Source organism: Sphingopyxis sp. SCN 67-31, from assembly GCF_001725095.1.
On record NZ_MEFH01000049.1, the window covers coordinates 143,601 to 164,203 of the forward strand.

21 protein-coding genes are annotated in these 20,603 nt (G+C 68.7%); 17 read left to right on the top strand and 4 right to left on the bottom strand.

Going from position 1 to position 20,603, the window contains the following annotated elements; translation table 11 throughout:
* Positions 1 to 214 precede the first annotated feature (214 nt).
* The 6 genes from ABS88_RS06040 to ABS88_RS06065 all read left to right on the top strand — a co-directional run bounded on the left by ABS88_RS06040 (position 215) and on the right by ABS88_RS06065 (position 5,033).
* The gene (locus ABS88_RS06040) at positions 215 to 676 is read left to right on the top strand and encodes a curli assembly protein CsgF (protein ID WP_067105661.1); all 462 of its coding nucleotides are present in this window, start codon (positions 215 to 217) and stop codon (positions 674 to 676) included.
* A complete protein-coding gene (locus tag ABS88_RS06045; protein WP_076074529.1) occupies positions 673 to 1,782 on the top strand; it encodes a CsgG/HfaB family protein in 1,110 nt (369 codons plus the stop codon). The genes ABS88_RS06040 and ABS88_RS06045 overlap by 4 nt, the downstream gene beginning before the upstream one ends.
* Before the next feature lie 315 nt (positions 1,783 to 2,097).
* Positions 2,098 to 3,513 carry a hypothetical protein gene (locus ABS88_RS06050; RefSeq protein WP_076074531.1) on the top strand — a complete coding sequence of 472 codons (1,416 nt, stop codon included), beginning with the start codon at positions 2,098 to 2,100 and terminating at the stop codon, positions 3,511 to 3,513.
* Positions 3,514 to 3,577: 64 nt separating this feature from the next.
* Positions 3,578 to 4,201, top strand: a complete 624-nt coding sequence (locus ABS88_RS06055; RefSeq protein ID WP_104959438.1) for a hypothetical protein — start codon at positions 3,578 to 3,580, stop codon at positions 4,199 to 4,201.
* On the top strand, positions 4,198 to 4,668 hold the full coding sequence (locus ABS88_RS06060) for a hypothetical protein (RefSeq protein WP_104959439.1): 471 nt from the start codon (positions 4,198 to 4,200) through the stop codon (positions 4,666 to 4,668). Before ABS88_RS06055 ends, ABS88_RS06060 begins: the two co-directional genes overlap by 4 nt.
* Positions 4,669 to 4,751: 83 nt before the next feature.
* Entirely contained in the window at positions 4,752 to 5,033 is a 282-nt protein-coding gene (locus ABS88_RS06065) for a hypothetical protein (RefSeq protein ID WP_076074539.1), read from the top strand.
* On the opposite strand, the gene ABS88_RS06070 is transcribed toward ABS88_RS06065, so the two are convergent.
* Positions 5,034 to 6,515, bottom strand: a complete 1,482-nt coding sequence (locus ABS88_RS06070) for a DUF4403 family protein (RefSeq protein WP_076074541.1) — start codon at positions 6,513 to 6,515, stop codon at positions 5,034 to 5,036.
* Positions 6,516 to 6,589: 74 nt separating this feature from the next.
* Complete coding sequence (rimO, locus tag ABS88_RS06075; protein WP_286749401.1) at positions 6,590 to 7,960, bottom strand: 30S ribosomal protein S12 methylthiotransferase RimO; 1,371 nt, start codon at positions 7,958 to 7,960, stop codon at positions 6,590 to 6,592.
* 84 nt (positions 7,961 to 8,044) lie between these two features.
* Between rimO and ABS88_RS06080 the strand changes: the two genes are divergently transcribed.
* The 3 genes from ABS88_RS06080 (at position 8,045) to ABS88_RS06090 (ending at position 10,605) form a co-directional block, all read left to right on the top strand.
* Positions 8,045 to 8,371 carry a DUF423 domain-containing protein gene (locus tag ABS88_RS06080; RefSeq protein ID WP_076074544.1) on the top strand — a complete coding sequence of 109 codons (327 nt, stop codon included), beginning with the start codon at positions 8,045 to 8,047 and terminating at the stop codon, positions 8,369 to 8,371.
* 108 nt (positions 8,372 to 8,479) lie between these two features.
* Entirely contained in the window at positions 8,480 to 9,631 is a 1,152-nt protein-coding gene (locus tag ABS88_RS06085) for an acyl-CoA dehydrogenase family protein (protein ID WP_234002590.1), read from the top strand.
* Positions 9,628 to 10,605 carry an acyl-CoA dehydrogenase family protein gene (locus ABS88_RS06090; RefSeq protein WP_234002591.1) on the top strand — a complete coding sequence of 326 codons (978 nt, stop codon included), beginning with the start codon at positions 9,628 to 9,630 and terminating at the stop codon, positions 10,603 to 10,605. Before ABS88_RS06085 ends, ABS88_RS06090 begins: the two co-directional genes overlap by 4 nt.
* On the opposite strand, the gene ABS88_RS06095 is transcribed toward ABS88_RS06090, so the two are convergent.
* Positions 10,572 to 11,366, bottom strand: a complete 795-nt coding sequence (locus ABS88_RS06095) for an IclR family transcriptional regulator (RefSeq protein ID WP_158682094.1) — start codon at positions 11,364 to 11,366, stop codon at positions 10,572 to 10,574. The genes ABS88_RS06090 and ABS88_RS06095 overlap by 34 nt on opposite strands.
* Before the next feature lie 101 nt (positions 11,367 to 11,467).
* Here ABS88_RS06095 and ABS88_RS06100 point away from each other — a divergent pair, with 101 nt between their 5' ends.
* Genes ABS88_RS06100 through dmpG form a run of 3 tightly spaced genes read left to right on the top strand, consistent with a single transcriptional unit; the run spans position 11,468 to position 14,215 of the window.
* Positions 11,468 to 12,247, top strand: coding sequence for a 2-keto-4-pentenoate hydratase (locus ABS88_RS06100; protein ID WP_286749402.1), 780 nt, complete (start codon positions 11,468 to 11,470; stop codon positions 12,245 to 12,247).
* A 4-nt stretch (positions 12,248 to 12,251) separates the two neighbouring features.
* On the top strand, positions 12,252 to 13,181 hold the full coding sequence (locus ABS88_RS06105) for an acetaldehyde dehydrogenase (acetylating) (protein ID WP_104959442.1): 930 nt from the start codon (positions 12,252 to 12,254) through the stop codon (positions 13,179 to 13,181).
* The gene (gene dmpG / locus ABS88_RS06110) at positions 13,178 to 14,215 is read left to right on the top strand and encodes a 4-hydroxy-2-oxovalerate aldolase (RefSeq protein WP_286749403.1); all 1,038 of its coding nucleotides are present in this window, start codon (positions 13,178 to 13,180) and stop codon (positions 14,213 to 14,215) included. Before ABS88_RS06105 ends, dmpG begins: the two co-directional genes overlap by 4 nt.
* Positions 14,216 to 14,444: 229 nt before the next feature.
* On the opposite strand, the gene ABS88_RS06115 is transcribed toward dmpG, so the two are convergent.
* Complete coding sequence (locus ABS88_RS06115; protein WP_234002592.1) at positions 14,445 to 15,260, bottom strand: hypothetical protein; 816 nt, start codon at positions 15,258 to 15,260, stop codon at positions 14,445 to 14,447.
* 39 nt (positions 15,261 to 15,299) lie between these two features.
* Between ABS88_RS06115 and ABS88_RS06120 the strand changes: the two genes are divergently transcribed.
* From ABS88_RS06120 to ABS88_RS06140, 5 genes are all read left to right on the top strand, one after another.
* Positions 15,300 to 16,484, top strand: a complete 1,185-nt coding sequence (locus ABS88_RS06120) for a CaiB/BaiF CoA transferase family protein (protein WP_158682096.1) — start codon at positions 15,300 to 15,302, stop codon at positions 16,482 to 16,484.
* A gap of 2 nt (positions 16,485 to 16,486) precedes the next feature.
* Complete coding sequence (locus ABS88_RS06125) at positions 16,487 to 17,353, top strand: crotonase/enoyl-CoA hydratase family protein (protein ID WP_076074561.1); 867 nt, start codon at positions 16,487 to 16,489, stop codon at positions 17,351 to 17,353.
* Between the two features lie 11 nt (positions 17,354 to 17,364).
* Positions 17,365 to 18,987 (top strand): acyl-CoA dehydrogenase family protein, encoded by a 1,623-nt coding sequence (locus ABS88_RS06130; RefSeq protein ID WP_286749404.1) that lies wholly within the window; start codon positions 17,365 to 17,367, stop codon positions 18,985 to 18,987.
* Complete coding sequence (locus ABS88_RS06135) at positions 18,984 to 19,742, top strand: crotonase/enoyl-CoA hydratase family protein (RefSeq protein WP_076074564.1); 759 nt, start codon at positions 18,984 to 18,986, stop codon at positions 19,740 to 19,742. The genes ABS88_RS06130 and ABS88_RS06135 overlap by 4 nt, the downstream gene beginning before the upstream one ends.
* Positions 19,743 to 19,853: 111 nt before the next feature.
* Positions 19,854 to 20,456: a Yip1 family protein gene (locus ABS88_RS06140; protein ID WP_076074565.1), complete on the top strand. Its 603-nt coding sequence runs from the start codon at positions 19,854 to 19,856 to the stop codon at positions 20,454 to 20,456.
* Positions 20,457 to 20,603: the final 147 nt, after the last annotated feature.

Genomic DNA, 20,603 nt, shown 5'->3' on the forward strand with positions numbered 1-20,603 from the left:
CACCATCCGTAGTGGTACGGGTAGGCGACTCGCCCATCCTGGCATAGCGTCATCCACTTCGGCGGTTGCCAATCGGCTGCCGCGACAAATGTTTCGGCTCTCCACGTCGCGATAACGGGCGGTTGGTCGAAGCACCCCGAGCCTCAAACGCTTTCCGGGCGACCGGCAGGCGGGTCGCGAATTTGCGGCGGGGATAGCAGGCGGAGGACGTGCCATGATTTTCCGGGCGAAGTGGGCCGCGCCAGCGGCGCTGGGGGCGTGTGCCGTGCTGATGCCGGCGGGGGGGCACGCGCAGGACATCGTCTACACGCCCGTCAATCCCTCGTTCGGCGGCAACCCCTTCAATTCCGCCCACCTTCTGGGCATCGCCTCCGCGCAGAACAAATATAAGGACCCGAACGCCGTCACCTCGACCGATCCGGCGCAGCAGTTCCTGCGCACGCTGCAAAGCCGCCTGCTGTCGTCTCTGGCCACCCAGATCACCGACATCATCTTTGGCGAGAACGCGCAGGACAGCGGCCTGATCCAGTTCGGGGACCAGGAGATTTCCTTCGTCCGCGGCCTTGATTCGGTCACGTTGACGATCACCAACAACGCCGACGGCAGCGTGACCGAGATCGTCATCCCGCTGCTGCAAGGCAGCGATGACGGCGGCCTGACGGGACCGGGCGAATGACCTCTCCCCTGCGCCTTCGCACCGCCGTCGTAGCGGCGGCCACGACGCTGCTCTGCGCGTGCGCCGTGAACGACGGGGCGAGCTGGTCGGCGCCGCAGCCGGTGCTGCCGACCCCCGCGACCCACACCTTGCAGAGCCTGCCGGCACCCGGCGATAATATCTCGGTCGCGGTCTATAATTTCGCCGATCAGACGGGCCAGTTCAAACCCACCGAAGGGGTCCAGACGCTGTCGCGCGCGGTCACGCAGGGTGCGACCTCGATTCTGGTCAAGGCACTGCAGGAATCGGGGCGCGGGCGCTGGTTCACCGTCATCGAGCGCGAGCGCCTCGACAATCTGCTGCGCGAGCGCGCCGTGATCCGCGAGATGCGGGCGTCCTACCTGGGCGAGACGAAACTCAATCGCCAGGCGCTTCCCCCGCTGCTTTTCGCGGGCGTCATCCTGGAAGGCGGCATCATCGGATACGATACCAACACCAAGTCGGGCGGTATCGGCGCGCGGTTCCTGGGCATCGGCGGCAGCACCAAATATCGCGAGGATACGGTGACCGTCTATCTCCGTGCCGTCAGCGTGAAGACGGGCGAGGTGCTGCTGACCGTCAGCGTACGCAAGTCGATCGCGTCGATCGGGCTCGACGCCAATGCCTTCCGCTATGTCGCGTTCAAGGACCTACTCGAACTGGAGGGCGGTGTCGCGACCAACGAGCCCGACGCTCTTGCGCTTCAGCAGGCGATCGAATCCGCGGTCTACGGCCTGATCATCGAAGGCGCGGGGCGCGATCTGTGGTGCATGTCGACGCAGCCGGAGTTCGGCGAAAAGCTGCTCCGCCAATATTATGCGCGCCGCGACAATATCGAACCCGAGGCGGTCGAACTGGTGCGCCGCACCGATGGCAGCACGATCACCGGCGCATGCACGCCCGGCTATGTCCAGGCGCGTGCGCCAGCGGCGCCGGCGCATCGCGGCGATGCACCGCAGCTTTCGGCGCGGCCCGCGCAGCCGGCTGCACGCCCGACCGGACCGGCGCAACCCGCGCCGCCCATACCGACGCTAAACACGCTGGATACGACGAACGTCACGGCCCAGCCGAACAAGGGAGGGGAATAGAAGGAATCGCCCGGATCATCCGGGCACGAAAGGCGGTCCCGTCGACACTCTGATTGGCATCGTGATGTCGACGAGACCGGACTTGGCAAGGTTTACGGGAAACCTCGCCAGACGCGAGCGTCCGTCCGGCTTCATATCGCAGCCGCGGCGGAATCGCAAGGTGCGGCGGCGCCGATACCCCCCCGTCGCCGTCGCACCCGACCGCGTTCTCTCTTCCCGTCGGCAACCAGCGGGGCCGGCGCTGGATGACGCAACGGATCCGGCCTTTGTATTGCGGAGGCGCATCGCCTGCCGCAAAAGCCAAGGAGCAGGAAGATGAAGAAGATGATGATGAGCGCGGCTTCTGTTCTCGCGCTAGCAATCGCCGGACCGGCGCTCGCCCAATCGGTCAGCACCGTCAACCAGTCGAACACCGGCAATACCGCCAATGTCGACCAGACGGGTTCGCTGGACGGCGGCGATTCGCTGGTCACCCAGAGCGGCGCCAACAACCTCGCCAACGTCACCCAGGCCGACGACGGATCGGGTTCGACCCCGATCAACGTGTCGGAGGTCGACCAGTCCGGCGACAATAATGTCGCCACGGTATCGCAGGACACGTCGACCATCGCGATCCAGACCGAATCGTTCGTCAATCAGTCGGGCAACAACAATAATGCCGACGTGACGCAGGTCGACGACTGGCAGTCCTCGACGATCAACCAGACCAGCGACGGCAACAGCGCGACGGTGGTTCAGGGCGATGCGACGGCGGCGCTGACCGACGACAGCTACGGCAACAACAGCATGATCAACCAGGGCGGCACCGGCAGCCAGATCGCCGAGGTGACGCAGACCGGGCTGCGAAACGACAGCACGGTCGATCAGATCGGCGACGTCGGCGAGGCCTATGTCGTGCAGAGCGGGGCCGACAATTTCTCGACCGTCCTGCAGACCGGAACCGACGACGACGCCGACGTCAACCAGAGCGGCGACGGCAACAGTTCCGACATCGTCCAGGACGGCGAATCGGTGCTGGCGACCGTCGACCAGTCGGGCAACGGCAACAGCAGCCTTGTCGACCAGACGTCGCCGGGCGGCATCCGGCCGATCAATTCGTCGGTCTATGTCGACCAGTCCGGGGACGGCAACGACTCCGAAGTCTTCCAGCGGGCCAACGACGGCTATGCGGAGGTCCTGCAGTGGGGCACGAACAGCGTGTCGAGCGTGCTGAACCACGGCAACCGTTCGGTCGCTTATGTCTGGCAGCTTGCCGGCGACGACAATGACGCATCGATCGTCCAGCGGTCCGAGGACAGCGACGCCCTGGTCTATCAGGTCGGCAACCGCAATACGGGCAGCATCATCCAGCGCGAGGATAGCCCGCCGACGGAGAATTTCTCTGCGGCGATCTACCAATATGGCAATGACGGCACGTCGTCGATCGACCAGGATGGCGACAACCATGTCGCGGTCAACGAGCAGACGGGCAATTTCGACAGCTCGTCGATCGTCCAGACCGGCAGCGGCAGCTATGCCGGTGTCGGCCAGTATGCCGACAACAACAGCTCGACCGTGACCCAGGCAGGCAACTCGCAATATGCGCTCGTCCTGCAATTTGGTTCGGGCAACACTTCGTCGGTCGATCAGAGCGGCAACAACAACACCGCGAATGTGACGCAGCTCACCAACGGAAACGTCTCGACCGTTCTTCAGTCGGGATCGTTCAACGTGGCGAACGTCGCACAGTGACCCCGCGCCCCGGAGGACGCCCCCGGGCGCCCTCCGGGGACTTTTTATTGCAGGGAGAAGTCCGATGAAACGCCGTGATCTATGGCTTCTCGCCGCCGGGGCCTTGTCGGCCGGGCCGGGCGTCGCTATGGCCCAGTCCACCGCGACGATCGACCAGTCGGGGACCGGGCTTTCGGCCGCGGTCGCGCAGGGCCAGCATCCCGGCCAGAGCGTGACGATCGAGCAGATCGGCTCCGCCGGCGGCGTCGACGTGGCGCAGGACGCTCCTCATGCGGCCGTCGACATCACGCTGACCGGCGACGCGCTTCGGGCCGACATCGTCCAGCAGGGCGATGCGCTGGCCGCCGTCACGCTGGCGATGGAAGGGAGCGACGGCACCGTCGGCGTTCGCCAGACCGGCGCGCCAGGGGGCAGCAATATCGCGAGCATATGGCAATCCGGCCAAGCGAACAGCGCGCTGGTGACCCAGCAGGCGGACGCCGGCGCGGCCAACCATGTCGGCCTGCTTCAGGACGGTATCGGCAATATAGCCATGCTGACACAGACCGGCGCGGGGAACGCGCTCGACGTCACCCAGCAGGGGAACGATAATCTGGCCGCCATCGATCAGATCGGCACGGGCCTGATCCTACAAATCCTTCAGGAGGGCGGTGCCTCGATCGGCATCACCCAGACGGGAAGCCGTTGATCGTCGCCTTCGCCTTGCTTCTGGCCGCGCCGACCGCGGAACCGCCGCCGAGCGGGGGCGAGGCGACCACAGTGAGCCAGATCGGCTCGCCCCGCGAAAAGGGCGGCGATCAGGTCGAGCAGGTCGACGCCCGCAAATCCACGAGCGTCGCCGTCGAGCAACTGCCGGACACGATCGACCTGCCGCGCGACGATAGCGGTCCCGAAGGCAGCCTGGAAAAGCTGACGGTGGAGCATCCGCGCGCGGAACTGTACCGGGAGGTCGCGACGGCCTGGGAAATGATACGCCGCCGGGGCCAGCAGCCCACGCCTGAATTAATCGCGCGCGAGATCGGCCCCGACATGCTGGCGCGGTTCCTGAACCAGTTTCCGGGGTCCGAAGGGATATTCGGCGCCGATTCCGACCAGCTGCCGATCGGGCCGCCCGATCCGCCGGTCCAGCAACCCAAGCCGGGCAATCGCCGGTGAAACCGTGGAGCGCCTGGGTGCGGGCGGCGCAATTTCTGTTGGCGGCACCGCTTGCCGCTTTTCTCGCTTCGGGATCGACCGCCATGACATCTCGCGACGCCTCACCGATTCTGCTGCAGACCGAACGGCATGCGGGATATGTCGAACTGACCCTCGAAGGCCGGCCGGGGCATGGCGAGCGCTATGTCTATACGGTCGAGGTGACGGGCAAGTCGCGCTCGCGCAATTCGGCGAGCTATGTCGCCGGCGCGAAGCCCCATGTGCTCGGCCGGACGCGCTTCCCCGACGAGGTGCCGTGGCGCGTCACCTTCACGATCGCGGATGGCGCGGGCCGCATTCTCCACAAAGAGACGGTGGCCGGCTGACTATCGGGCGGGTCGATAGGCGATGCTGGCCGATCCGCTCATCCGGACCGGCAGATAGAGGCCCGCGCCATAGGCCTTAATCTCGCCGGTCTCGAAGCCCGTGACGGTCGTGCGAATCTCGAAATCGCCCTCGCGCCGCTGATCGACCGCGCGGCGGATCTTGCCTTCCAGTTCTTCCACGTCGCGGGTGAAATTCTGCGTCAGCGCGGACGCGATCAGGGTCGAGAAGCCGGGGCTTTGCCCAAGCTTCAGCAGCAGATCGCCCCCGATCCCGTCGGTGTCGCCCAGAATCGTCAGATCGGCAAAGCGGACCTCGGCCGACCCCGGATCGTTCACAGGGATCGCGGTGGCCCAGATGCGGCCGTGCGTCGGCCCCTGCGGGATGCGCTGCGGCTGCGCTGTGACCGAGACGCCGACCGCGACGCGGCCGCCCGGCGCGCCATAGACCGTCACCTTGTAGAACTTCGCCATCACCGGCCCGACCTTCGGAACCTCGAACGGCTGCGCCGACCGTTTGACCAGCGCGCGCAGGATCACCGGTTCCAGTTCCGCATAATCGGCGATGACGGGCACGAATACGTCGAGGTGCGGGCGCGGCGTTTCGTGCACCAGCCGCGGCAGCGCCGTCGGCGCAGGGTCGGCGGGGCGATCGCCGACGAAGCTTTCGGTCATCGCCTCGAGCGCAAGGTTCAGCTTGATGCGCTGTCCGTCGACGCGGTAGCCGCCATAGAGGAGGCGCTGCGGCGTCAGGCGCATCCACACCGGCGGATTCTCGCGATTGAGTTCGAGGGTGGTGAAGCTGCGCCGCCAGATGTCGGCGGCCTGTCGCTTCACGTCGACCCGGGCGATCTCCCGGTTCACCTCGCGCTCGACATCGCGCACGACGGGCTTCAGCTTCGCGTCGGCCTGGTCGGTGAAGGTGATGCGCCGGCCGAGGAAGTCGATCCCCGGTGGTTTCGTCCAGCCATAGGCGATGCGCGCCTTGCCCTGCAGCCGCCAGTCGGGGGTCAGTTCGACGCGGATGCGCGCGTGCGCCATCGCCGATCCGGTCGCAGTCTCCCCTTTCAGGACGCCGCCGACGTCGCGTGCGCTGACCCGCGCGTTCAGCGGCACGTCGACGACGATCTCCTGCCCTTCGCCGCGCAGCCGCAGGGGGCCGCGCGTCACCTGCCCGACGATGGTGCAGGCGATCGGCGGCGTGACCTTCACCTTCTTGCCGAAAACCTTGACGTCCTGCGGCGGCACGCACTTCGGTTCGCGTCGGTCGATCGTCCACAGCGTGCGCGGCACCGCGCGTTCGAGCGCGGTGCGCAGCGCCGCTGCGTCGGCGTCGATCGGCACCGCGACCAGCGAGGTCTGCTTCGGTGTCGGCGCGGTGTCGGTGGCGCGGGGCGGCGCCATGTCCGCGACCGTCTGCGCCTTGCAGCCGGCAAGCGCCGTCGCGATGACGATCAGATATGGCAGTCGCTGTGCTATCCGCATATGTCGGCCCCCGGTCGATATCTGTTCTACCACCGACCGGGCCGAAGCGTTCCCGTAAAAATGTCGCCCGGAAATCAGGCGGTCACGACCCCGAACAGGTCATGCTCGTCGGCGTCCTCGACCAGCACGTCGACGATGTCGCCCGCCTTCAGCCCTGCGGCGACGTCGCGGAGGTAGACATGGCCGTCGATCTCCGGCGCGTCGGCCTGGCTGCGGCCGGTGGCGCCGATGCTGCCATCCTCGTCGGCTTCGCCCACCTCGTCGATGATGACGGGGAGGGTACGGCCGACCTTCGCCGCGAGCTTCGCGGCGCTGATCGCGGCGGTCTTTTCCATGATCCGCTGATAGCGCTCTTCCTTGACCGCGTCCGGCACCGGTTCGGGCAGCGCGTTCGCCTGCGCGCCAGCGACGGGCTCGAAACGGAAAGCGCCGACGCGATCGAGCTGCGCCTCGTCGAGCCAGTCGAGCAGATAGCGGAAATCCTCCTCGGTCTCGCCGGGGAAGCCGACGACGAAGCTCGACCGCACCGCGATGTCGGGCGCGATCGCGCGCCACGCGGCCAACCGTTCGAGCACCTTCGCTTCGTTCGCGGGGCGCTTCATTGCCTTCAGCACCTTCGGGCTCGCATGCTGGAAGGGAATGTCGAGATAGGGGGTGAGCAGCCCCTCCGCCATCAGCGGGATCACCGCATCGACGTGCGGATAGGGATAGACATAGTGCAGCCGCACCCATGGCGCGCGGCCTTCGCTCGTCCGAAGCTGGCCGAGTTCGCGCGCGAGATCGGTCATGTGCGCGCGCACCTCGCGCCCCTTCCACTCGCGCGGGTCGTGGCGGATATCGACGCCATAGGCCGAGGTGTCCTGGCTGATCACCAGCAGTTCCTTCGTCCCCGCCGCGACGAGCTTCTCCGCCTCGCGCAGCACTGCGTCGATGCGGCGGCTGACCAGCCGGCCGCGCAGGTCGGGGATGATGCAGAAAGCGCAGCTATGGTTGCAGCCTTCGCTGATCTTCAGATAGCTGTAGTGGCGCGGGGTCAGCTTGAGCCCGCCCTCCGGCACCAGGTCGACGAAGGGCCCCTGCGTCGGCGGCGCGGCGTCGTGGACCGCGTCGACCACCTGCTCATACTGGTGGGCACCGGTGACCGCGAGCACCTTCGGGAAGCGCGCGCGGATCAGGTCGGCCTCGCTGCCCATGCAGCCGGTGACGATGACGCGGCCGTTCTCCGCCATCGCCTCGCCGATCGCCTCGAGGCTTTCCTCCTTCGCGCTGTCGAGGAAGCCGCAGGTGTTGACGAGCACCACGTCGGCCCCGGCGTAATCGGGCGACAGGCCATAGCCGTCGGCGCGCAATTTCGTCAGGATGCGTTCGCTGTCGACCAGCGCCTTCGGGCAGCCGAGCGAAACCATGCCGACTTTCGGCTGGGCGGGGAGGGTCTTGACTGGCATGATTGGCGGCGCCCTTATGCGATTTTTGCGGCTTTGTCACGCGCGGCGCCATCGGGCGGCCGCGCGAAGGAAGGAAAAGGATCGATGATCGGATTGTTTGCGGCGATTTCCGCGGCCGTCGCGGTGGCGGCGGGCGCGTTCGGCGCCCATGGCGCGGCGGGGCAGCAAGAGGCCGAATGGCTGCGGACCGGCGGCCTCTATCAGTTGATCCACGCGGTCGGGGCGCTCGCCGTGATGGGCGCCGCGCGCGGGCCGGCGGCGATGCTGCTGGCCGGTTCGATCCTGTTCGCCGCCACCCTCTATGCGATGGCGCTGGGCGCGCCGCGGTGGCTGGGCGCGGTGACGCCGATCGGCGGCGCCCTGATGATTGCCGGCTGGCTGTGGGCGGCGTGGGCGATGCCGCGAGGGTGACCGAATCGGCCTTCGGGAAAGAGGCTGGCATATCTATTGCTGCCGGGGCGGCGATGGGGCATGCGGCATCTGCCGCGGTGCGGCCGGCGACAGAGGAGGGAAGAACGGGTGTTCGACACATTGACCCTCGCGGCGCTGCCCGCCGAAGACGAAGCGCTGCGCCCGGCGATCCGCGCGCTCGCCGCCGAAGTCGTCGCGGCGCGCGGTGACGCGGTTCGCGCCCGGTCGTGGGCGGGGTTCGACGCGGCGTTCAGCCGCAGGCTGGGCGAAGCGGGCTTCCTCGGCCTGACGCTGCCCCGGCGCTATGGCGGCGGCGAACGCGGGCCGTTCGCGCGGTTCGTCGTCGTCGAGGAACTGCTCGCGGTGGGTGCGCCGGTCGCGGCGCACTGGATCGCCGATCGCCAGAGCGCGCCGTTGATCCTGCGCTTCGGCTCCGAGGCGCAACGTGAAGACTATCTTCCGCGCATCTGCCGCGGCGAGATTTTCTTCTGCATCGGGATGAGCGAGCCGGGGTCGGGGTCCGACCTTGCCAGCGTGCGCACCCGCGCCGAGCGCACCGAAAGCGGCTGGCGCGTCAACGGCCAGAAGATCTGGACGAGCAACGCGATGCACAGCGCCTATATGATCGCGCTGCTCCGCACCTCGGGCACCAGCGAGGATAGGCACGGCGGCCTGTCGCAGCTCATCATCGACCTCAAGGCGCCGGGCGTGACGGTGCGGCCGATCGCCGATCTGGCGGGCGACGCGCATTTCGCCGAGGTGTTCTTCGAGGATGTCGACCTGCCCGCCGACGCGCTGATCGGGCAGGAGGGCGAGGGCTGGAAGCAGGTCACGGCCGAACTCGCCTTCGAACGCAGCGGGCCCGAGCGCATCTATTCGAGCGTCGTGCTGCTCGACGCTTGGGTTCGGCATCTGCAGGCGATGGGGCGCGAGGATTCGGCGACGCTGGCGCTGGTCGGCGATTTCACCGCGCGGCTGGGGACGCTGCGGGCGATGTCGATCGCCTGCACCGCGCGGCTCGCGCTCGGCGAGAGCCCGGTGGTCGAGGCGTCGCTGGTCAAGGACCTCGGAACCAGCTTCGAACAGGAACTGCCGATCGCGATCGGCGACGACCTCGCCGCGCATCCGGACGAGCCGGTCGATGCGGAGCTGTATCGCACCTTGCTCTATGTGACGCACGTCGCGCCGAGCTTTTCGCTGCGCGGCGGCACGCGGGAAATATTGCGCGGGATCATCGCGCGCGGAATGGGACTGCGATGATGGATCACGACGCGCTTCTTTCGCCCTTCGAGCGGATGTTCGAAACCGTCGCCGCGCCCGCCGCGGTGCGCGCGGTCGAGGCGGGCGGCGATATCGATGCGATATGGGATGCGGTCGCCGGATCGGGGTTCCTCGACGCGCTGGTTGCCGAGGCGGCGGGCGGCTTCGGCCTGCCGGTCGCGGCGGTGCAGCCGCTATGGCAGGCGCTGGGGCGCCACGCGGTGCCGCTGCCGGTCGGCGAGACGATGATCGCGCGGGCGTTACTGGCGGACGCCGGTGCGCCGCTGCCCGACGGACCGGTCGCGCTCGCCGTGGCGGCGCCGGGACAGACGGTGGTGGTGCCGCTCGGGCTCGTCGCGCGCCATGTGCTGGTCGAACAGGACGAGCGGCTCGCCCTCGTCGCGGCGGACGGGGCCGAAGCGACAGGGGTTGCCCGCAGCCTCGCGGCGCGGATGCGATGGGACGGGCTCGACGGGATGCTGCCGGCGCCGGCGGGGGGATTGCGCGCGCTTGCGGCGGTGCTGCGCGGGGCGCTGATCGCCGGCGCGGCGGATCGGCTCGTCGTCATGACCGCTGCCTATGCCAACGAGCGCGTCCAGTTCGGCAAGCCGATCGGCCGCCAGCAGGCGCTCCAGCAGAATTTGGCGACGATGGCCGAAGAGGCGGTCGCGGCGCGCATCGCGTCGCAGCTCGGCTGCGCCGGGGCCTGGCCGCCTTCGCTAGCCGCCGCTGCGACCGCCAAATCGGTGGCGAGCAGGGCCGCGACGCGCGTCGCCGCAACCGCGCACGCGGTGCACGGCGCGATCGGGATCAGCGCCGAGCATGACCTCCAGCTCTTCACCCGCCGCCTGCACGAATGGCGGCTCGCCGACGGGTCCGAAAGCTGGTGGAACCGGCGGCTCGGCGCCCAGCGGCTGACAAGCGGCGCCGGGTCGGTCGACTATGTGCGGGCGGAACTGGCGGCGCCCGCCTGACCGGCCTCTCCGGCGAGGTGGCGGGCTACTGCGCGCAGCCGCGCGATCGCCTTGCGCCGCACCGCCGCATCGGGTGTGCGCCCAAGGAAGGATAGCGAAATCGCGCCCTCGATGCGCCCGTCCTCCGGCGGCAGCGGCACCGCGATGCAGAACAGGTCGTTGCGGATTTCATGGCGGTCATAGGCGATGCCGGTCCGGCGGATCGTCGCCAGCTCGTCTCGCAGCACCGCCGCATCGGTGATCGTGTTCGGGGTCAGCGCGATCAGCGGGCCGCCGGCGAGATAGGCGGCCAGCGCGGGCTCGGGCAGCGCGGCGAGCAATATCTTGCCGATCGCCGAGCAATAGGCTTCGAGCTGCATCCGTTCGGCGGTGAACAGCTCGGCGGCGTCGCCGCGCTCCTTGACAATGTAGGTGACCATCGAATCCTCAAGAATTCCGGCATGGGCATAGGCGCCGAACTGTGCCGCCAGCCGCGCGAGCGGGCGGCGCAGGCCGGCGGCAAGCGCGGGGCGCGGCTCGCTGGGCTGCGCGAGGGCCGCGAGGCGCGGCGCGGCGCGATAGACGCCCTTCGCGGTGCGGACCAGATAGCCTTCGGCCTCGAGCGTCAGCGCAAGGCGATGCGCCGTCTGCGGCGGCAGCGCCAGCCGCGCCGCCACCGCCGACAGGGTCGAGCGCCCGCCGTCGCGAACCAGCGCTTCGAGCAGCCGCAGTCCCTTGATCAGCGTCTGCGACGTGTAAGCGGGGGGCGAGGGCGAATTCATGCCACCTTTTGGCAGGCTTGCTCTCGAATATTAAGAGATAATCGCAATCGCGCGGTGGCGCCCGGCGCGATCCCTGATAGCAGGCGCGCAGGGAGATCGAGATGACAGCGACATTCGAAGACCTCGCGCGGCGACTGCGCGACGCCTATGCGGGCGGGACAGTGCCCCCGCTTCGCGACGGGCTGGACCCGACCGATGCCGACGGCGCCTATGCGGTGCAGACGATCAACACGCGCTTCTGGGAAGCGCAAGGGCGGCGCATCGTCGGGCGCAAGGCGGGATTGACGGCGAAGGCGGTGCAGCAGCAGCTTGACGTCGACCAGCCCGATTTCGGGGTGCTGTTCGACGACATGCGCATCGCCGACGGCGGCCGACTCGACCCGGCACGGGCGATCCAGCCGAAGGCGGAGGCGGAGATCGCCTTCATCCTTGGCGCCGACCTGCCCGACCCGGCGACGACTGCGGAACAGGCGGCGGCGGCGGTCGCACGCGTCCATGCGGCGATCGAGATCGTCGACAGCCGCATCGCCGACTGGAAGATCAGCTTTGCCGACACGGTCGCCGACAATGGATCGTCGGCCTTCTTCCTGCTCGCCGACGCAGGTCGGCCGCTCGCCGGGCTCGACCTCGAAGGCGCGGCGATGGAGATGACCGTCAATGGCGCGGTCGCCTCGACCGGGGTCGGCGCCGCGGCGCTCGGCAACCCGCTCAACGCCGCCGCATGGCTGGCGCGGACGCTGGCGGCCCACGGCGAGCCGCTGAAGGCGGGCGACATCCTGCTCGCCGGCGCGCTGGGGCCGATGGTCGCGCTGACGCCCGGCGACGCGGTGGTCGCGCGCGTCGCGGGCATCGGCGAATGCCGCTTCACCTACGGGAACTGAGATCGTGACGAAAACCAAAGTGGCGATCATCGGTTCGGGCAATATCGGCACCGATCTGATGATCAAGATCATGCGCGTGTCGAAGGGGCTGGAGATGGGAGCGTTCGTCGGCATCGATCCCGAATCCGACGGCCTGAAACGCGCCGAGCGGCTCGGCGTGCCGATTACTGCCGAGGGGCTCGACGGGCTCGTCGCGATGCCGGGCTTTGCCGACATCGGCATCGTCTTCGATGCAACCTCCGCAGGTGCGCACCAGCGGCATAGCGAGGTGCTGATCGCCCATGGCAAGCGGGTGATCGATCTGACCCCGGCGGCGGTCGGGCCCTACACGATCCCGCCGATCAACGGCGATGCGCATCTGGATGCGCCCAACGTCAACATGGTGACGTGCGGCGGGCAGGCGACGATCCCGATCGTCGCGGCGGTGAATCGGGTGGCGAAGGTGCATTATGGAGAAATCGTGGCGTCCATCGCGTCGAAGAGCGCCGGCCCCGGCACCCGCGCCAATATCGACGAGTTCACCGAGACGACGAGCCAGGCGATCGTCGAGGTCGGCGGTGCGGCGCGCGGCAAGGCGATCATCGTCCTCAACCCCGCCGAACCGCCGCTGATCATGCGCGACACCGTCTATTGCCTGTGCGACGACGGCGACCGCGACGCGATCCGCCGGTCGGTCGAGGCCTTGGTGGCCGAGGTGCAGAGCTATGTCCCCGGATACCGGCTGAAGCAGGCGGTGCAGTTCGAAAGCATCGGCGGCAACGCGCCGCTGACCATTCCGGAAATGGGCGGCAGCTTCACGGGCTTGAAGGTCAGCGTCTTTCTGGAGGTCGAGGGGGCGGCGCATTATCTGCCGGCTTACGCGGGCAATCTCGACATCATGACCTCGGCGGCGCTGAAGACCGCCGAGAAGATCGCCGAAAGGATGGCGGCATGAGCTTCGACCCCATCACCACAAAGCTCTATATCCAGGACGTGACGCTGCGCGACGGGATGCATGCGATCCGCCACCAGTACGGCCTCGACCATGCGCGCGCGATCGCGCGGGCGCTCGACGCTGCGAAGGTCGACGCGATCGAGGTGTCGCACGGCGATGGCCTGCAAGGATCGAGCTTCAACTATGGCTTCGGCGCGCATACCGACTGGGACTGGATCGGCGCAGTGGCCGAGGTGCTGGAGCATAGCGTGCTCACGACCTTGCTTCTCCCCGGCATCGGGACGATCCACGATCTGAAGCACGCCTATGAAATGGGCGTGCGATCGGTCCGCATCGCGACGCATTGCACCGAGGCCGACGTCGCAAAGCAGCATATCGAGTTCGCGCGCGGCATCGGTATGGACGTCGCGGGCTTTCTGATGATGAGCCATATGTCCGAGCCCGAAGCGCTGGCGGGCCAGGCGAAGCTGATGGAAAGCTATGGCGCGCATTGCGTCTATGTCACCGATTCGGGCGGTGCGCTGACGATGGACGGCTATGCGGCGCGGCTCGCCGCCTATGACCGCGTGCTGAAGCCCGAGACGCAGCGCGGCGTCCACGCGCACCACAATCTCAGCCTCGGCGTCGCGAACAGCATCGTCGCGGTGCAGAACGGTGCGATCCGCGTCGACGCCAGCCTTGCCGGCATGGGCGCGGGGGCGGGCAATGCGCCGCTGGAGGTCTTCATCGCCGCCGCCGACGTCTATGGCTGGAACCATGGCTGCGACCTTTTCGCGCTGATGGACGCCGTCGAGGAACTGGTGCGCCCATTGCAGGACCGCCCGGTGCGCGTCGATCGCGAGACGCTGACCCTCGGCTATGCCGGGGTCTATTCCTCCTTCCTGCGTCACGCCGAAAAGGCCGCCGCCGACCACGGACTCGACACGCGCGCGATCCTCGTCGAACTCGGCCGCCGCAAGATGGTCGGCGGTCAGGAGGACATGATCGTCGACGTCGCGCTCGACATGGTGCGCCGCCGCGAGGTCGCGGGCTGATGTGTCGAGTTTGGAGCGTGATGATGTTTGGATGAGCCTTGCCGTGTCCCCGCGCAGGCGGAGACTCAGAGCGATGTGGCGCCGCCCTTGGCTCTTCGAAGCTCTGGACTTCCGCATTCGCGGGAGCACGCGGCTTTGCGAGCCAAGACAACCATGCATTGGTATCCAAATTACCGTCCCAACGGATTTGGGATGGTGCAGATAAAGGCGCGGCTGAAGGCGCCGCGCTTTATCCCCGCAGATAGGCTTGCCAGATCGCCTTGCCGACGCGGTCGTAGCGGTTCATCGCCTCGATCAGGCGCGACAGGCCGTCGGCCGGGCCGAACGCGTCGGGAAGCAGCGGATCGCGCATGATGGCGCGGATCGCCTGCCGTCCGAGCAGCAGCGTCTCCGCCGCCGCGGCGTGTAGCGGCATGGCGTCGATGCGCGCGCCGCTGCGGTCGAGCGCCCCGGCCAGTTCCAGATAGGCCGCGCGCCGGGCGTCGGCGGGCCACAGCGTCGGGAAGCGTTCCGCGCGCCCCGCGTCGAGCCCCGCCGCCTCGACGACGCACAGCGATGCGGCCGCGTCGAGCGTCGCCAGCCTTTGCCGCGCCCCCTCGGCGCCGCCTTCCAGATTGTCGGGGCGCGCCCAGACGTTCGTTTCGGCCTCGGCAAAGCCTTCGAGGTCCAGCGCGCGCAGCGTGCGGCGCCACGCCGTCCGGTCGGCGCGTTCCAGCGGCCCCGCGATCGCCAGCAGCCAGCCGCCGCCCCACGCCCGCCGCAGGTCGAGCCGCGTCCGCCAGCCCAGGATGAGCTGCTGGAGCGGTGCGCCGCCCGAACCGATCGTGTAACGGCCCCGCGCGATCGCGCGCACCCGGTCCTCGGTCTTGAGGCGCGTCAGCGCGGTGCGGATTCCCGGGGCCTCGATGCCGAAGGCGGCACCCGCCCGCACCAGTTCGCCGACCGAGAAGGCCGGCGGCTCGCCGGTGTCGAGCAGGTCGAGGATCAGCATCCGTGCGCTCATCGTGCCGCCGCCAGCGATTATTATGTTGCGTTCTGCGTCCATATCCGACTTATTGTGCAATAAATAATGGAGGAGAGGAAGATGCTGCCCCTCGAAGGCATCACGGTAATCGATCTGACCAGCGTTGTCGCGGGACCGCTCGCGACGCAGATCATGGCGCAGCAGGGTGCGCGCGTGTGGAAGATCGAACCGCCCGAGGGCGACCGGGCGCGCCTGCTGGGCGCGATCGCGGCGCCGGGGTTCAGTTCGGCGCACGTCGCGCTCAACGCAGGAAAACAATCGATCGCGCTCGACCTTGCCCGCACCGAGGGCCGCGCTCTGCTCTGCCGCCTCGTTCCGCATGCCGACCTGCTGATACACAATTTCCGGCCGGGGGTGATGGAACGGCTGGGGCTGGGCATCGCGGCACTGCACGCGCTCCGCCCCGATCTGGTGATCGCGCGGATCAGCGGTTTCGGGCAAGATGGGCCGATGTGCGGCACCCGCGCCTATGACCCGATCATCCAGGCCGAATCGGGGATGGTGAGCTGGGACGACAGCGGCGAGCCGACGCTGGCGCCGCAGTGGATCTGCGACAAGACGGCGGGTCTCTATGCCGCGCAAGCTGCGACCGCGGCGCTCGTCGCGCGCGGGCGCAGCGGCGAGGGGACGGTGGTCGATATCTCGATGCTCGAAGCGGCGGTCGCTTATGGCTGGATCGACCTGCACGGGGCCGAAGTCTTTCCCGACGCGCCGTCGCGGATGCCGAACATCGCCGCGGTCTATCGTCCCTGGGCGACGGCGGACGGATGGATCGTCGTCGTCATGCTGTCGCAATCGGAGTTCGAAGGCTGGGCGCGGGCGATCGGCGCACCCGAGCTGCTGTCCGATCCGCGCTATGCCGACATGGCGACGCGTTTCCTCAACTGGGACGATCTGCGCGCCTTTTCGGCCCCGCGCGTCGCGGCGATGACGACGGCCGAGGCGGTCGAGCGGTTGGCCGAGGCGGGGGTGCCGTGCGGCGTCGCCAACCGCTCGGCGGCGCTGCCGGGGCATGCGCAGCTCGCCCACGACGATTTCGTCGCGCTGACCGACCATCCGCAGGCGGGACCGGTGCGCCGCGCCCGCGCGGTCGCACGCTTCGACGGCGCGCGGGCGGCGACCGATGCCCATGCGCCGCGGGTCGGCGAACATGGCCGCGCCATCCTCGCCGCCGCCGGCCTCGACGCCGCTGAAATCGCCGCTGCGCTCGCCATGGGCGCGGTCCATGTTCCCCGGGAGATTTGACCATGCGTTTCGAAACCCTGTCCTATGCGACCGACAACCGGGTCGCGACGATCACGCTCGACCGGCCCGAATATTTCAACGCGATCGCGCACGGCATGCCGCGCGAGATCCGCGCCGCGGTCGAGAAGGCGGAGGCCGACCCCGACGTCCATGTCATCGTCGTGCGCGGCGCGGGGCCGGGCTTTTGCGGCGGCTATGACCTCAAGCATTATGCCGAGCGCAAGGGAGAGATCAGCGGGTCGCAGGACATGCCGTGGGACCCGACGCTCGATTTCCAGATGATGTGGCGCAACACGCAGGATTTCATGGCGCTGTGGCGCGCGACCAAGCCGACGATCGCGCGCGTCCACGGCGCCGCGGTCGCGGGCGGATCGGACATCGCGCTGTGCTGCGACTTCCTGATCATGGCGGAGGATGCGCGCATCGGCTATCCGCCCGCGCGCGTCTGGGGCGTGCCGACGCCCGCGATGTGGGTCTACCGGCTGGGGCCGCAGATGGCGAAGCGGATGATGATGACCGGCGACCTGATCGACGGGCGCGAGGCGGCGCGCATCGGTCTGGCGCTGGAGGCGGTGCCCGAGGCGGAGCTCGACGATGCGGTCGAGCGGCTGGCGGGGCGGCTGCGCGGCGTGCCCCGCAACCAGTTGATGATGACGAAGACCGTCGTCAATCAAGCCTATGACAATATGGGCCTCAATAACACGCAGATGTTCGCGACGCTGTTCGACGGCGTTTCGCGCCATTCGCCAGAGGGTATATGGTTCCGCGAGCGCGCGCAGGAGGTCGGCTTCAAGCAGGCGGTGGCCGAGCGCGACAGCGGCGATCCGATCGCGAGCCAGGTGTCGAAGCGCCTGCCGGTCGAAGATTGAGGAGACAGACGATGACCGCCATCCGCCCGATCGACCGGCTCGACACGCACGAGGTGTTCAACCAGCCGCCGCCGCTCGAAAACACGAACCTGTTCACCGGCGATCGGGCGCTGGTCGATGCGGTGACGCAGGCGGGGGCGGCGGGCCATGCCGACCAGCTGGCGGCGCTGGGGCAGCGCTGCGGCTCGGCCGAGGTGATCGAATGGGGCGTCGAGGCGAACCGGCAGGTGCCGGTGCTCGAAACGTTCGACCGCTATGGCCACCGCGTCGATGAAGTGCGTTTCCATCCCGCCTATCACGAACTGATGCGGCTGGGGCTCGACAGCGGCTTCGCGTCGGCCGCGTGGGACGGCAGCGCGCACGGACATGCGCTGCATTCGGCGATCCTCTTCCTGACCGGGCAGGCCGATTCGGGGACGAGCTGTCCAATGACGATGACCTATGCCGCGGTGCCTGCGCTGCGTGCCGAGCCGGCGGTCGCCGATATGTGGGTGCCGCGCGTCGCCGCCGGCCGCTATGACCCGGCGGTTCGCCCCACCGCCGAAAAGGCGGGGGTGACGATTGGCATGGCGATGACCGAGAAGCAGGGCGGCAGCGACGTGCGCGCCAACACGACGCGCGCCGAGCCGACGGGCGAGGAGGGCTGGTACAGCCTCACGGGGCACAAATGGTTCTGTTCGGCGCCGATGTGCGATGCCTTCCTGACGCTTGCCTATGCCGGGGGCGGGCTGACCTGCTTCCTCGTGCCGCGCTGGCTGCCCGACGGGACGCGCAACGCGGGCTTTCGTGTCATGCGGCTCAAAGACAAGATGGGCGACCGGTCGAACGCCTCATCGGAGATCGAATATCATGGCGCGCTGGCGCAGCGGCTGGGGCCCGAAGGGCGCGGTGTGGCGACGATCATCCAGATGGTTCAGCACACGCGGCTCGACTGCGTCGTCGGATCGGCGCAGCAGATGCGCGGCGCGCTCGCGCAGGCCTTGTGGCACACCGCGAACCGCTCAGCCTTCCAGCGCCGCCTGATCGACCAGCCGGCGATGGCGGCGGTGCTCGCCGACCTCGCGGTCGAAAGCGAGGCGGCGACCGCGCTCGGCTTCCGGCTGGCGCAGGCTTTCGATGCGGACGATCCCCTCGCGCGGCTGCTGACCCCCGTCGCCAAATATTGGGTGTGCAAGCGCGCGCCCGGCCTCGTCTATGAAGCGATGGAGGCGCATGGCGGCGCCGGCTATATCGAGGCGGGGCCGATGCCGCGCCTGTTCCGCCAGTCGCCGCTCAACGCGATCTGGGAAGGGTCGGGCAACGTCATCGCGCTCGACCTGCTGCGCGCCATCGCGCGCGAACCCGACGGGGTCGAGGCATTGCACGCCTTTCTGGCGGCGCAGCGCGGGCACGACGGCGCCTATGATCGCTGGATCGACGCGATCGACCTGCGCGCCGCGCACGAAGGCACCGCGCGGCTGCTGATCGAGCGGCTCGCGCTCGCGGCGCAGGCGGCGGTGCTGATCGGCCAGGGCAACCCGCTCGCGGAGGCTTTCTGCCGCCTGCGGCTGATCCCGCGTGGCAGCGCCTATGGCGCCTTCGATGCCGCGATCGACACGCGTATGATCGTCGACCGCGCGATGCCCGCGACATGACGGTCCGCGTCACGAACGACGGTGCGGTGCGCACCGTCACCATCGACCGGCCCGCGTGCCGCAACGCGGTCGACCCGGCGACCGCCGACGCGTTGCGCGCCGCATTCGCCGATTTCGAGGCCGACGACGACAGCGCGGTCGCGGTGCTGACCGGGGCGGGCGGCCATTTCTGCGCCGGTTTCGACCTGAAGGCGGTGGGGCAGGGCGAACGCCGCTACGAGCCCGAGGGCGACGGGCCGATGGGGCCGACGCGGATGCTGCTGTCGAAGCCGGTGATTGCCGCGGTCGAGGGCTATGCGGTCGCGGGCGGGCTCGAACTCGCGCTGTGGTGCGATCTGCGCGTCGCCGCCGAAAGCGCGACCTTCGGCGTCTTCTGCCGCCGCTGGGGCGTGCCGCTGATCGACGGCGGCACGGTGCGCCTGCCGCGCGTCGTCGGTCAGGGGCGGGCGCTCGACATGATCCTGACCGGGCGGCCGGTCGCGGCGGACGAGGCATTGGCGATGGGACTGGCCAGCCGCGTCGTGCCGGACGGTGCCGCGCTGTCGGCCGCGCAGGCGCTGGCGGCGGAGATCGCGCGCTTTCCGGCGCTGTGCATGCGCACCGACCGGGCGTCGGCCTATCGCCAATGGGATTTCGACCTGGCCGAGGCGCTGCGGTTTGAGGGACGCGAGGGCGAAAAACCGCTGCGCGCCGAGGCGAAGGCCGGCGCGGGCCGCTTCGCCGATGGTGCCGGGCGCGGCGGCCGGTTCGAGTAGCCCCGGACGCGTCTTTCCCGTTTCCGCCGTCCCTGTGCTATGGAGCACAGCGGCGACGGGCCGGAATCCCGCATATGGCTCCGTCGAAAGCCGCGAAATGGGGAGAGGAAGATGACAGCGAATGATGGCAAGCCGGCGCTCGTCGCGCGCGTGAAGGGCATTCTTCTGCGTCCGGCGGAGGAATGGGCGAAGATCGATACGGAGGCGGACACGATCGGCGACATCTATCGCCGCCACGTCCTGCCGCTCGCGGCGATTCCCGCCGCCTCCCACTTCATCGGGTCGACCGTCTTCGGCTATTCGGCGATGGGCTTCACCTTTCGGCCGTCGGTCGGCGCGGCGCTCGGCACCGCGCTCGTCCAATATGGCGCGGCGCTGGTCGGCGTGTTCGTGCTGGCGCTGATCATCGACGCCCTCGCGCCGACCTTCGACGCGACGCCCAATCGCGTGCAGGCGTTCAAGGTCTCCGCCTATTCGGCAACCGCGAGTTGGGTGGCCGGAATCTTCGGCCTCGTCCCGGCGCTCGCCGTGCTGATGCTGCTCGGCCTCTACAGCCTGTATCTGCTCTACCTCGGGCTGCCAAAGCTGATGCGGGCGCCGGAAGCGAAGGCGCTGGGCTATACCGCCGTCGTCATCATCGCCGCGATCGTGGTCGCGCTGCTGCTCAGCCTCATCATGGCGCCGGTTTCCGGCCTGTTCAGCGGACGGCTGTAGGGGGTCTCGCACGGGGACTGTTGCTTTTCGGCCACTATCGGACGGAAAAGCCAAGGTTTTTCTTTCTCCGCGTTGACGGTGTCCGGCGGCGCGCTAGGGCCACTGGCACCCCCGGAGCATCCCCTCCTCAGGCCCCTGTGGGCTGCG